This window comes from Nocardiopsis sp. NPDC058631 (genome assembly GCF_042716955.1).
In the GTDB taxonomy this organism is placed as follows: Bacteria; Actinomycetota; Actinomycetes; order Streptosporangiales; family Streptosporangiaceae; genus Nocardiopsis.
Genome location: NZ_JBHXQY010000042.1, coordinates 19,889 through 33,203 on the forward strand (window position 1 = coordinate 19,889; position 13,315 = coordinate 33,203).

A 13,315-nucleotide genomic window follows, 5' to 3' on the forward strand; every position below is an offset into this window, starting at 1 on the left:
ACGCGTGAGGGGCCCGCGGTGTCCAACGCCGTCCACGGCGTGACGAGCGGTGTCGGCGCCGCGGCGGCGCTCATCGCGGTGGCCACCGTGGGCGCACGACTGGCGGGGTTCGGCCGCACCGTGGTCTTCTCGCAGACGGTCGGCGACACGTGCCTGGGCACCGCCTACGTCACCGCGAACCAGGTCCCCGCGGTCCTTTTCGAGATCGTCATCGGCGGGGCGCTCACCGCCGTGGTCGTCCCGGTCATGGCGGCGGCCGCCGCCCGCGGCGACCACGAGCAGGTGCGCCGCACCGCGTCCGCGCTCCTCACCTGGGTCCTGCTCCTGTCGGTCCCCCTGTCCGCCCTGCTCGCCCTCGCCGCGCCCCCGGTGATGGCGCTGATGCTCGGTGCGGGCGCCGGCTGCGACGGACGGTCCCTGCTCGCCCTGTCCTCCCGGATGCTCGTGGTCTTCGCGCCCCAGATCGTCTTCTACGGCCTGGCCTCGGTCCTGTACGGCGTCCTCCAGTCCCACCGCCGGTTCCTGGCCCCCGCCCTGGCGCCCCTGCTGTCCAGCCTGGTGGTGATCGCCGCCTGCCTGGTGTTCGTCCCGTTGGGCGCAGACCACCGCCAGGACGTCGAGGGGCTGCCCGCGGCGGCCGAGCTCACCCTGTCCCTGGGCACCACCGCGGGGGCTGCCGCCCTGTTCCTGACGGTGCTCGGCCCCGCCGGGAGGCTGAGGGTGCGGCCCCGGCCGCGCCTGACCTTCCCCGCGGGGGTGGGGGAGCGGGTGCGGTCCCTGGCGGTGGCGTCACTGACGCCCCTGGTGGCCATGCAGGTGTGCCTCCTGCTGTCGGTGGCCCTGGCCAACTGGGGAGGGGGCGCCGGGGCGGCCGTGCTGTACACCTATGCGTGGGCCCTGTTCACCCTTCCCTACGGGGTGATCGCGGTCCCCATCGCGACCAGCGCCTTCACCGCCCTCGCGGTCGCCCACGCCGAACACGACGAAGAGGGTTTCGCCAGGCTCGCCTCGGGCAGTGCCCGCGCCTGCGTGGTGGTCACCGCCGGGGTCGGCACGGCTCTGGCTGCGGCCGCGGCCCCGGTGGCCGGGGTCTTCGCCCAGCAGGACCCGCAGACCCTGGAACGCGCTCTGCTCGCCTACGCTCCCGGTGTGGTCGGATTCGGCCTGGTGGCCCTGTTCAGCCGGACCCTGTACGCCTCCCACCACGGGAGGTCGGCCGCCGCAGCCCAGGTGGTGGGTTGGCTCGTGGTGATGGTGTGCGCGGTGGTCCTGGTGTCGTTCCTGCCCTCCGGGTGGTCCATCGCCGGGCTGGGCGCGGCCAGTACGGTCGGCCTGTCGCTGGCCGCCGCCCTGCTGTGCGCGGGGGTGGCACGCGCCCACGGGCGCGGCGCCCTGTCCGGGGTGGCGCGCTCGGTGCTCGCCGCGGCCCTCGGCGGTGCCGCGGGCTGGACGGTGGGGCGCACGGTCGCCGGGCTCCTGCCCGCCGACGGTGTGTGGCAGGCGGTGGGGGCCGCCGCCGCGGCGGGTGCCGCGGGGCTGGCGGTCTACGCCGCGGTCGCGGCGCTGGCGGACCGCGCGGCGGTGCGGGCCGTCGCCGGCCGGGCCAGGACCGTACTCGGACGCAGGAGGGGGAAACGGTGAAAGCCAGGATCGCGCTGGTCGTCGGTACCAGCACAGGAGGGGTGGGCCGCCACGTCCGCTCACTGGGCGCGGGTCTGCGCGCCCGCGGGTACCAGGTGGCGGTGCTCGGACCGGCCGCGGCCGAGCGCGAGTTCGGGTTCACCTCGGCGGGCCTGCGCTTCTGCCCGGTGCCCATCGGCCGGGCGCCCTCACCGGCAGACCCCGGATCGGTGCTGCTGCTGCGCGCACTGACAAGAGGCGCGGACGTGGTCCACGCGCACGGGATGCGTGCCGGTGCGCTGTGCGCGCTGGCGGGCGCCGGCCCGCTGGTGGTGACCGCCCACAACGCGCCGCCACCGGTCGGTGGCGCACTGGCCCTGGCCTATCCGGTCCTGGAGCGGATCGTGGCCCGCCGCGCGGACGCGGTGCTGGGCGTGTCCGGGGACCTGGTGCGCAGGATGCGCGTCCTCGGGGCGAGGGAGGCCCGCCTGGCGGTGGTGGCCGCGCCGGAGACCGGGGCGCCGCTGAACGGCCGCGAGGCCACCCGTGCCGACCTGGCGGTCCTCCCCGAACGGCCCCTCCTGCTGACCATCGGCCGTCTGGCGGAGCAGAAGGGGCTGCACATGCTGCTGGAGGCGGCGCCCGCCATCGCCGACCGCACCCCCGAGCCGGTGATCGCGATCGCCGGGGACGGTCCCCTGTGGGGCCGCCTGCACGACACGGCGGCCGAGATGGACGCCGACGTGCGCATGCTGGGCCACCGGTCGGACGTGGCGGACCTGCTCGCCGCGGCGGACGTGTTCTGCCTGACGAGCCAGTGGGAGGGGCCGTCACTGGTGATCATGGAGGCGTTGCGGTCGGGGCTCCCCGTGGTCTCCACCCGGGTGGGGGGCATCCCCGACCTGTACTCGGGGACGGTGCTGATGGTGCCGCCGGGGGACACGGCGGCGTTCGCGGCCGCGGTGGGACGCGTCCTGGACGACCCCGTGCTGGCGGATGACCTGAGGGCCCGTTCGCGGGAGGCCGCCCTGGCCCTGCCGAGCGAGGAGGACGCAGTGGAGGCCGCCGCCTGCGTGTACAAGTCGGTGCTGCGCCGCTGAACACGGACGGGTTCCGCGGCGTCGTGGGCCGTCGGTTCCGCCGCCGGGGCGGGCGGTATCCCGGGGGATCGGATGGTGTGACCCCGCGGAGCGGGAAACACCACCCTCGCAGCGACTTCCCCGAAGACGCCGAAGATGTCATCCTGGTCCAGGGACCTGTGTGCGTCACTGTGTGGGTCACGGTGTGCGTACGACCGGTATCCTTGGTTTCACGTGAGGGGAGTATCCCTGTCGCGGCGGTGTCGTCATCACGGAGTACAGAGTCGTTCTCCCGGTGCCGTCGGTTCACGTTCGCAGGACGTGAGCGGGAGAGACCTCCGGTAATTCGCCGTGTGCGCACTCCGCTCGCGCGCACCAACCGGAGGAGAATCCGTCCGTGAACGTTCCCTTGTGGGTATGGGCCGCGACGATCGGTGGCATGATCGCCATTTTGGTGATCGACCTGGCCATCGTCGACCACCCGTGGAGTAAGAAGAAGGGTCCCCAGGAGTTCGGGATCAAGCAGGCCGCCTGGTGGGCGGTCTTCTACATCGGTATCGCCATCCTCTTCGGTTTCGGGGTCTGGTACTACGGCGGTGGTGCGGCCGGCGCGGAGTACTTCGCGGGCTTCGTCACCGAGAAGAGCCTGAGCATCGACAACCTCTTCGTGTTCTACCTCCTCATGGGCTCCTTCGCCGTGCCCAGGAAGTACCAGCACGAGGTCCTGCTCGTCGGCATCGTCATCGCGCTCATCATGCGCGGCATCTTCATCGTCCTCGGCGCCCAGGTCATCAACGCCTGGAGCGAGGTCTTCTACCTCTTCGGCGCCTTCCTGATCTACACCGGTTACAAGATCATCCGGGACCACGTCAAGGCCGACGAGGAGGAGAAGGACTTCACGCAGACCCCCGTGGTCCGCCTGGTCAAGCGCTTCTGGCCGGTCAGTGACGACTACCACGGTGCCAAGCTGACCGTGAAGCTCGACGGCAGGCGGCACGTCACGCCCATGCTCCTGGTCATCCTCGCGATCGGCGTCATCGACCTGGTCTTCGCCGTCGACTCCATCCCGGCGATCTTCGGCCTGACCCAGGACGCCTACATCGTCTTCACCGCCAACGCCTTCGCGCTGCTGGGCCTGCGCCAGCTGTACTTCCTGCTGGCCGGACTCATGGACCGCCTGGCCTACATCAGCTGGGGCCTGTCGGCGATCATGCTGTTCATCGGTGTGAAGATGATCTTCCACGCGCTGCACGAGAACGGCATCCACATCGTGGACATCGGCATCGGCGCCTCGCTGACCGTGATCCTGGGCATCATGACGATCACCATCGTCGGAAGCCTGGTCAAGTCCAGGATCGACGAGCGCAACAAGCCCGCCGTCGAGGGAGAAAAGGACGTCACGGCCGACAGGTCCTGATACCGGGCGGGCGGTCTCCGCCCCGCTCGCGGACCTCACGCGAAACGACCTTTCTCGAACAACTGTTCGTCTATAGTGGTGGTGTCCTGACGCTGGAGCGTCGGGGCACCACCACTTCTCCGTTGTGGAAGAAACCGTCGTCGGCGATCGTTAGTCTTGACGGACGGGGAGGCCTACGCCCTTCCCGCATCCCCTCACCGGCCCGATTCCGAGGCCGAGGTGGTCGCCTGGGGCCGTTCGACCGCCACGCCGCGAAGCCACACACGGGTCAGCCGCTGTCATCCGACGCGGTCAGCACCCTGTGCGCCTATGCCGAAGGATGTCTCACTCGATGGTCGAACAACTGGTAGTCCGGGGAGCCCGAGAGCACAACCTCAAGGACGTCTCGCTGGACCTGCCGCGTGACTCCATGATCGTGTTCACCGGCCTGTCCGGGTCGGGGAAGTCCTCGCTGGCCTTCGACACGATCTTCGCCGAGGGGCAGCGCCGCTACGTCGAGTCCCTCTCGGCGTACGCGCGCCAGTTCCTCGGCCAGATGGACAAGCCGGACGTGGACTTCATCGAGGGACTGTCCCCGGCGGTGTCCATCGACCAGAAGTCCACCAGCCGCAACCCGCGCTCCACGGTCGGCACCATCACCGAGGTGTACGACTACCTGCGCCTGCTGTGGGCGCGTGTGGGGGTGCCGCACTGTCCCGAGTGCCACCGCGAGATCGCGCGGCAGACGCCGCAGCAGATCGTCGACCGCGTCCTGGAGATGACCGAGGGCACCCGCTTCCAGGTGCTCGCCCCGGTCGTGCGCGGGCGCAAGGGCGAGTACACCGAACTCTTCAAGGACCTCCAGTCCAAGGGCTACACCCGCGCGGTCGTGGACGGCGAGGCGGTGCGCCTCGACGAAACTCCCAAGCTGGGCCGCTACGACAAGCACGACATCGCCGTGGTCGTGGACCGGCTCTCCGTCAAGGAGGGGGCGCGCGGACGCCTCAACGACTCCGTCGAGACGGCGCTCAAGCTCGCGGGCGGCACCATCGTCCTGGACTTCGTGGACCTGGACGCCGACGACACCGAGCGCGAGAAGGTGTTCTCCGAGCACCTGTACTGCCCCTACGACGACCTGTCCTTCGAGCAGCTCGAACCCCGCTCCTTCTCCTTCAACGCCCCCTACGGCGCCTGCCCCGACTGCTCGGGCCTGGGCACCCGTATGGAGGTCGACGCCGACCTGCTGGTCCCGGACCCGGAGAGGACGTTGGCCGAGGGCGCCATCGGCCCCTGGTCGGGCGGGCCCAACAGCGGTTACTGGGAGCGCATCCTGACCGCGGTCGGCGAGGCCGTCGGGTTCGACCTGGACACGTCCTGGGAGAAGCTGCCGCGCCGCGCGCGCAAGGCGCTGCTGGAGGGGCACGACACCCAGGTCCACGTCACCTACCGCAACAGGTACGGGCGCAACCGCTCCTACTACACCGACTTCGAGGGCGTCATCCCCTGGGTGAAGCGCCGCCACTCCGAGACCGAGAGCGACTACGGTCGCGAGCGGCTGGAGGGGTACATGCGCACCGTGCCCTGCCCCACCTGTGAGGGGACCCGCCTCAAGCCGGTCGTACTGGCCGTGACCGTCGGCGGCCGGTCCATCGCCGAGGTCGCCCAGATGTCGCTCACCGACAGTGCGGACTTCCTCGCCGGGCTCCGGCTCTCCGACCGCGACATGGTCATCGCGGCCCAGGTGCTCAAGGAGATCAACGCACGGCTGGGCTTCCTGCTCGACGTGGGCCTGGACTACCTGAGCCTGGCCCGTTCGTCCGGGTCGCTCTCCGGCGGTGAGGCCCAGCGCATCAGGCTGGCCACACAGATCGGCTCCGGCCTGGTCGGCGTGCTGTACGTGCTCGACGAGCCGTCCATCGGCCTGCACCAGCGCGACAACGCCCGCCTGCTGGAGACCCTCCAGCGGCTGCGCGACATCGGCAACACGCTCATCGTGGTCGAGCACGACGAGGACACCATCCGCGCCGCCGACTGGGTCGTCGACATCGGCCCCGGTGCGGGCGAGCACGGCGGCCACGTCGTGGTGTCCGGGAGCGTGGACGAACTCCTCACCTCCGAGAAGTCGCTGACCGGCGAGTACCTGTCGGGCCGACGCGCCATCGCGCTCCCGGAAGGGCGGCGGCCCCTCACCAGGGGGCACGAACTGGTGGTCAAGGGCGCCAGGGAGAACAACCTCCACGGCATCGACGTCGCCTTCCCGCTGGGGGTGTTCACCGCCGTCACGGGAGTGTCCGGTTCGGGCAAGTCCACCCTGGTCAACGAGATCCTGTACAAGGCGCTGGCCAAGGAGCTCAACGGGGCGCGCGACGTGCCCGGCCGTCACCTGCGGGTCAACGGCGTGAACAAGGTCGACAAGGTCGTGCACGTCGACCAGAGCCCGATCGGCCGCACCCCGCGCTCCAACCCGGCCACGTACTCCGGGGTCTTCGACCACATCCGCAAGCTGTTCGCGCAGACCACCGACGCCAAGACGCGCGGCTACCAGCCGGGCCGGTTCTCCTTCAACGTCAAGGGCGGGCGCTGCGAGGCCTGCGCCGGTGACGGCACGCTCAAGATCGAGATGCAGTTCCTGCCCGACGTCTACGTGCCCTGCGAGGTCTGCCACGGGGCCCGGTACAACCGGGAGACCCTCCAGGTGCACTACAAGGGCAAGAGCATCTCGGAGGTGCTCAACATGCCCATCTCCGAGGCCCTGGAGTTCTTCGAGCCGATCAACGCCATCCGCCGCCACCTCCAGACCCTGGACGACGTCGGCCTGGGGTACGTCCGGCTCGGGCAGCCCGCCACGACCCTGTCGGGCGGTGAGGCGCAGCGCGTCAAGCTCGCGGCCGAGCTCCAGCGCCGCTCCACCGGCCGCACGGTCTACGTGCTGGACGAGCCGACCACGGGTCTGCACTTCGAGGACATCCGCAAGCTGCTGGGCGTGCTCAACCGGCTGGCCGACACCGGCAACACGGTGATCGTCATCGAGCACAACCTCGACGTCATCAAGACCGCCGACCATGTCATCGACATGGGACCCGAGGGCGGTGCGGGCGGCGGCACCGTGATCGCGGAGGGCACCCCGGAGGAGATCGCGGCGGTCGCCGAGTCCTACACCGGCCGGTTCCTCGCCAAGATGCTCTGACATCCGAGCGCCGAAGGGGCCCGTCCCACGCTGTGAACCCGCTCGGGTCCTGGCGGTGGGGGCGGGCCCCTCGCGTCCGGGGAGGGCCCGCCCCCACCGGGGCGGCTCGTTCACGGCAGGTGTCGCCGGTAAGGTCGGGCATGTCCGCGCGTCTTGTCGCGCAGCGCCCCGCCCCGCGCGCCCCCTTGACCGCCAGGAGGTCGGCCACCGCCATGTACGCTCCCCCTCCACGTCCCGACCCCACCGGGGGACCGCAGCCGGAGGGCCACCCGGCCCCGCCCCACCACGAGGTGTACGGGTTCGGCCACCGGGGCGCCCCAGTCGATCCCGCCGCGACCGCCGTGTACGGGGACGGACGCGCGGAGCCCCCGGCCGCGGCGGGACCGCAGCAGCTGTACCCGCTGGCGGGTTGGCGGACCCGGGTCCTGGCCAGGCTCTTCGACCTCGTCCTGGTCGCCCTGCCGGCCCTGCTCCTGGCCCTGTTCGTGACCCTGGCCTGGGTCGGCGTCCAGGAGGTCTCCAACGGGTCGACCCAGGGCATCCAGGGCCGGTACCCGGTCTTCCTGTCGGTGATCTGGTTCGTGCTCTACACCGGCTACGAGACCTTCGCCCTCTCCCGCTGGCGCCAGACCCTGGGCAAGCGCAGACTCGGCCTGAAGGTGGCGCCGGTCGCCGGCACGGGCAGCCTGGGCCCCGTGCGCCTGTCGGCGCTGACGGTACGCGCGGCCCTGCTGGCGCTGCCCTTCCTGTTCCTGTACCTGCTGCTGTTCACCTTCGACTGGTTCTGGTGGCTGCTGGTCATCGTCATGGCCGTGCTCACCGGCGGCATGGCCGCCTGGAACAGGCCCAACCGCCAGGGCCTGCACGACAAGATCGCGGGCACCGTGGTGCTCGACGTCGCCGAGCCGCAGGCACACCGCCCACCCGTGTAGCCCGGCGCCTCCCGGAGGGGCCCCGGAGCAGGGCACCCCTCCACGCCTACTACATTGTGTAGTGCATACTTTTCGCGCAGGTGAGGGAGCGTTCGGTCGTGGCCGGTAAGAGGACGTGCGGGTGCGGGGTGAGCAGGCGGGGCCTGCTCGGAACGGCGGGAGCGGCGGCGGCCGTCACGGCCGTGAGCGCCTGCGGCGGCGAACCGCCCCGGCCGCAGGACGTGCGCCGCGGCCACGTGGTCGGCCAGACCAGTGACGTCCCCGAGGGTGCGGGAGCGGTCTTCCACAACAGCAAACTGGTGGTGACCCAGCCCGAGAAGGACGACTACCGGGCGTTCAGCGCCTCGTGCACGCACGGGGGCTGCACGGTCCAGGAGGTCGACGACGTCATCCGGTGCCTGTGCCACGGCAGCGAGTTCGACATCTCCACCGGCGAGGTGGTCACCGGACCGGCTCAGGAGCCGCTGGAGGGGTTCACCGTCACCATCGACGGCGGGGACATCATCCTGGACTGACCGGGCCCGGAGGGAGCGCCTCCGGCGGGGCGCACGGTACCGCGCACGCGACGGCGCCCGGAGCACATCGCTCCGGGCGCCGTCCGCGTCGGCTCAGGCCTCGCCGGGGTCGCCTCCGGGAGGGCCGGTGACGCCGTTCGGCTCACGGCGCCGGAACGCCGAGGTGGGGAACTGCGTGGCGTACGAGACGTCGTCGTCGCCGGAGACGAACTCGGTGCGGCTGCGCGGCAGGGACTCCGGGTAGTGCGCGACCAGCCACCCGATCAGGTGCTCGCGGATCTCGCAGGCGATGTCCCACTGGGCTCCCGTGTCGGCGGCGGTCGCCACCACGCGCACCATCACGTCACCGGTCGCGGTGACGTCCACGACCTGGCACGACCAGCTGCGGCCGTCCCAGTTCCTGCTGGACGTGATCAGGCGCCCGGCCTCCTCGCGCAGTTCCGCGATCGGGACCTCCCAGTCCAGGGGGAGCATGACCTTGGCGGTGATCGCCGTGCCCTGCTTGGTCCAGTTCTCGAAGCTGGTCGTGGTGAAGTTGGCGACCGGCACGACCAGGCGGCGCTCGTCCCAGATCTTGATGGTGACGTTGACCAGGCTCAGCTCCTCGATCCGTCCCCACTCACCCTCGACCACGACCACGTCGCCGATGCGCAGCGCGTCGCTGAAGGCGAGCTGGAGCCCGGCGAACAGGTTGCTCAGGGTCGACTGGGCCGCGACACCGGCGACGATGCCGATGATGCCCGCGGAGGCCAGGAGTCCGGCGCCCAGTGCCCGCACGGAGTCGAACGTGAAGAGGATCGACGCGATGGCCAGGACCACGATGACCGAGGTGATGACCCTGCGCAGCAGCCGCACCTGGGTCTGCAGGCGCCTGGCCTTGCGGTCGGCGTCACCGTTGGCGACCGACAGGCGCGCGAGGACCATGTCGGTGACGGCGTGCGCCAGGCTGATGCCCAGCGCGGTCAGCGACCCGATCATGAGGATCTGCATCGCGTGCTCGATGACCTGGTACGTGCTCCAGGGCACGTCCGACTCCTCGGGCAGCGCGAGGTTGGCGCCGACCACCGCGGCCGCCGTGTAGCCGGAGAAGGCGGTCCGCGCGACCACGTAGTCCGCGACGCGCCAGGCCTTGGCCAGCTTGTTCTTGAGTACCCACCTGACGGCGAACACCAGCAGCAGCGCGAGGGTGACGGCGATACCGATCGCGATCCATTGGGAGGGGTCCACGACGGGGGTCCTCCTTGTCGTTCATGTCCGGAAGTTCGTCTGTACCCGCCCAACCTAGACCATGCAGATGCGCAATCGTGACGTTTGCATGACATGGAGCAGACCTTCGGGGCCGGGACCGCGCGCGGAACCCGCCCGCTGCGGGAACACCGGGGGCCCTACGGGCCGGCGTGAACCTCGCCACGGCGGCGACGGACGGGTCACGAGTGGCCGTCTGTCCCCCCGACCTATCAGAATGGGGGTATGGCTGTGACTCCTCACCTGCGTCCCGCACCCGGATCCATCCCGACCTCGCCGGGCGTGTACCGGTTCAGGGACGCGTCGGGGCAGGTCATCTACGTCGGCAAGGCCAAGAACCTCCGCTCCCGGCTCTCCTCCTACTTCCGGGACTTCGCCGGACTGCACCCGCGCACCCAGCAGATGGTCTCCACCGCCGCCGACGTCGACTGGACGATCGTCGGCACCGAGGTGGAGGCGCTCCAGCTGGAGTACTCCTGGATCAAGCAGTACAGCCCCCGGTTCAACGTCAAGTACCGCGACGACAAGAGCTACCCCTACCTGGCGGTCACCCTCAACGAGGAGTTCCCCCGCGTCCAGGTCATGCGCGGTGCCAAACGCAAGGGGGTGCGCTACTTCGGCCCCTACTCCCATGCCTGGGCCATCCGCGAGACCGTCGACCTGCTGCTGCGGGTCTTCCCGGTGCGCACCTGCTCGGCGGGGGTGTTCCGCGGCGCCCGCAACAGCGGCCGCCCCTGCCTGCTCGGCTACATCGGCAAGTGCGTCGCGCCGTGTGTGGGAAAGGCGACCCCGGAGGAGCACCGCGAACTCGCCGACGACTTCTGCTCCTTCCTCGCCGGGGACACCGGACGCTTCATCCGCGAACTGGAGGGGCGGATGAGGGAGGCCGCCGGGGAGATGGAGTACGAGCGCGCGGCCCGCATCCGCGACGACATCGAGGCCCTGCGCGCAGCCCTGGAGAAGCAGGCGGTCGTCCTGCCCGACTCCACCGACTGCGACGTCATCGCCATGGCCGACGACCCGCTGGAGGCGGCGGCGCAGATCTTCCACGTCCGCGGCGGCCGTATCCGGGGCCGGCGCGGCTACGTGGTGGACAAGGTGACCGACGCCGGGCCCGCGGAGCTGATGCGGACCTTCCTCGGGCAGCTCTACGGGGCCGCCGACGGCACCGACGAGAGCGCGGGCACCGGTACCGCCGTCCCGCGCGAGGTCCTGGTCTCCCACGAGCCCGCGGACCCCGAGGCGCTGGCCGCCTGGCTGTCGGAGCACCGCGGCTCCTCCGTGGACCTGAGGGTGCCCCAGCGGGGCGACAAGAAGTCCCTCATGGAGACGGTCGAGAAGAACGCCCGGGAGGCGCTCGCCCGGCACAAGACCCACCGGGCGGGGGACCTGAGCACCCGCAGCCGCGCCCTCAACGAGATCCAGGACGCCCTCGGCCTGGCCGAGGCCCCGCTGCGCATCGAGTGCTACGACATCTCCAACCTCCAGGGCGAACACGTGGTGGCCTCCATGGTGGTGTTCGAGGACGGGCTGGCCCGCAAGTCCGAGTACCGCCGCTTCTCCATCCGGGGCAGCGGCGAGGGCGACCGCGAGCAGCACGACGTCGCCGCCATGTACGAGGTCGTCCGACGGCGGTTCCGCCGCTACCTGGAGGAGAGCTCCAGGAGCGGCGAGGTCGCCCGTATGGGCGAGACCGGCGACCACGGCGGTCACCGGACCGACGACGAGCCTTCACCCGGTAAGTTCGCCTACCCGCCTAACCTGGTGGTGGTGGACGGGGCCCGGCCCCAGGCCGAGGCGGCGCGCCGCGCGCTGGACGAGCTCGGCATCGAGGACGTCGCCGTGTGCGGTCTGGCCAAGCGTCTGGAGGAGGTGTGGTTGCCCGGTGACGAGGACCCGGTGATCCTGCCGCGCGCCGGCGAGGGCCTGTACCTGCTCCAGCGCCTGCGCGACGAGGCGCACCGCTTCGCCATCGCCTACCACCGGAACAAGCGAGCCAAGGCGCTCACCGGCAGCAGCCTGGACGAACTCCCCGGGCTGGGTCCGGCGCGCAGAACCGCCCTGATCAAGGAGTTCGGCTCGGTGAAACGACTTGCCTCGGCCTCGGTCGAGGAGATGGCGAACGTGCCCGGTATCGGCCCCAGACTGGCCGAGACCGTGCACGCGCACCTGTCCGGCGGCCCCGCCGGACGGGACGGGAAGGGTGACGGGGCCACAACACGAGACACCACTGACGGGAAAGGAGACACATGACGGTCGAACTGGGCGGGGAGCTACCGCCCGAGGTGGTCATCGTCACCGGAATGTCCGGTGCGGGCCGCAGCACGGCGGCCAGGGCCCTGGAGGACCTGGACTGGTTCGTGGTGGACAACCTGCCACCGGGTCTGCTGCCCACCATGATCGAACTGGCCGGACGCACGCACGGAGCGGTCCCCAGGGTCGCGGTGGTCGTGGACGTGCGCTCCCTGGCGTTCACCGAGGACCTGCTGTCCACGGTGGAGGAGCTGCGCAAGCGGGACATCGTCGCCCGGGTGCTCTACCTGGAGGCGGGGGACGACGCCCTGGTACGCCGGTTCGAGGGGGTGCGCAGGCCGCACCCGCTCCAGGGCGAGGGCCGCCTGACCAACGGCATCGACCGCGAGCGCGAGACCCTGCGCGCCATCCGCGGCGAGGCGGACCTGGTCATCGACACCTCCCAGCTCAACGTGCACCAGCTCAAGGCTCGGGTGATCGGGTTCTTCGGTGAGAGCGACGAGGCCCGGCCGCGCGCCAACGTGGTGTCCTTCGGGTTCAAGCACGGGCTCCCGGTCGACGCCGACCTCGTCCTCGACTGCCGCTTCCTCCCCAACCCCCACTGGGTGCCGGAACTCAGGCCCATGAACGGCCGCGACGAGCCGGTGAGCGACTACGTCCTGTCCCAGGACGGGGCCAAGGAGATGCTGGAGGCCTACTCCGAGGTCCTCCGGCTGACCATCGCCGGATACCAGCGCGAGGGGAAGCACTACATGACCCTCGCGGTGGGCTGTACCGGTGGCAGGCACCGGAGCGTGGCCATGGCCGAGCAGTTCGCCGAGCGGCTGCGCGGCCAGGGGGTGGACGTGCACGTCGTCCACCGCGACGTGGGCCGCGAGTAGGCGGACGCGACACGCACAGGACTGGACGGCCGCCGTCCCCCGCGGTGCGAGGGGACGCCGGGGGACCGGAACCGGGCCGGTCGCCCGCCCGGGTGGGCGGGCGGGGTCAACCGAATCGCCAAGAGGGGCGTCTTCCCCTAGATTGGCCCGGTCACCGCTGGCGCCGCTCCCCACACGGGCGGGGCGCCGGCGGACCGGGGGCGTGTG

The 13,315-nt window shown here is 71.0% G+C and carries 9 protein-coding genes; 8 read left to right on the forward strand and 1 reads right to left on the reverse strand.

The genetic code is table 11. The features are described 5' to 3' along the window. The first annotated feature begins 18 nt into the window (after positions 1-18). The 6 genes from murJ (at position 19) to ACFWTE_RS15760 (ending at position 8,729) form a co-directional block, all read left to right on the forward strand. A complete protein-coding gene (gene murJ / locus ACFWTE_RS15735) occupies positions 19-1,641 on the forward strand; it encodes a murein biosynthesis integral membrane protein MurJ (protein ID WP_378780115.1) in 1,623 nt (540 codons plus the stop codon). Beyond that, complete coding sequence (locus ACFWTE_RS15740) at positions 1,638-2,720, forward strand: glycosyltransferase family 4 protein (RefSeq protein ID WP_378780116.1); 1,083 nt, start codon at positions 1,638-1,640, stop codon at positions 2,718-2,720. The genes murJ and ACFWTE_RS15740 overlap by 4 nt, the downstream gene beginning before the upstream one ends. A 376-nt stretch (positions 2,721-3,096) precedes the next feature. Then, the gene (locus ACFWTE_RS15745) at positions 3,097-4,116 is read left to right on the forward strand and encodes a TerC family protein (protein ID WP_378780117.1); all 1,020 of its coding nucleotides are present in this window, start codon (positions 3,097-3,099) and stop codon (positions 4,114-4,116) included. A 331-nt stretch (positions 4,117-4,447) separates the two neighbouring features. Then, positions 4,448-7,282 carry an excinuclease ABC subunit UvrA gene (uvrA, locus tag ACFWTE_RS15750; RefSeq protein ID WP_378780118.1) on the forward strand — a complete coding sequence of 945 codons (2,835 nt, stop codon included), beginning with the start codon at positions 4,448-4,450 and terminating at the stop codon, positions 7,280-7,282. Positions 7,283-7,422: 140 nt separating this feature from the next. Then, entirely contained in the window at positions 7,423-8,214 is a 792-nt protein-coding gene (locus tag ACFWTE_RS15755) for an RDD family protein (RefSeq protein ID WP_378780119.1), read from the forward strand. A gap of 128 nt (positions 8,215-8,342) precedes the next feature. Then, a complete protein-coding gene (locus ACFWTE_RS15760) occupies positions 8,343-8,729 on the forward strand; it encodes a Rieske (2Fe-2S) protein (protein WP_330095246.1) in 387 nt (128 codons plus the stop codon). A 93-nt stretch (positions 8,730-8,822) separates the two neighbouring features. Here the strand turns inward: ACFWTE_RS15760 and ACFWTE_RS15765 are convergent, their stop codons facing one another. Beyond that, positions 8,823-9,956: a mechanosensitive ion channel family protein gene (locus ACFWTE_RS15765; protein WP_378780120.1), complete on the reverse strand. Its 1,134-nt coding sequence runs from the start codon at positions 9,954-9,956 to the stop codon at positions 8,823-8,825. 243 nt (positions 9,957-10,199) lie between these two features. Here ACFWTE_RS15765 and uvrC point away from each other — a divergent pair, with 243 nt between their 5' ends. Together uvrC and rapZ are read left to right on the forward strand one after the other, a co-directional pair. Then, positions 10,200-12,227: an excinuclease ABC subunit UvrC gene (uvrC, locus tag ACFWTE_RS15770; protein ID WP_378780121.1), complete on the forward strand. Its 2,028-nt coding sequence runs from the start codon at positions 10,200-10,202 to the stop codon at positions 12,225-12,227. Next, positions 12,224-13,108, forward strand: a complete 885-nt coding sequence (gene rapZ, locus ACFWTE_RS15775) for an RNase adapter RapZ (RefSeq protein ID WP_378780123.1) — start codon at positions 12,224-12,226, stop codon at positions 13,106-13,108. The genes uvrC and rapZ overlap by 4 nt, the downstream gene beginning before the upstream one ends. Positions 13,109-13,315: the final 207 nt, after the last annotated feature.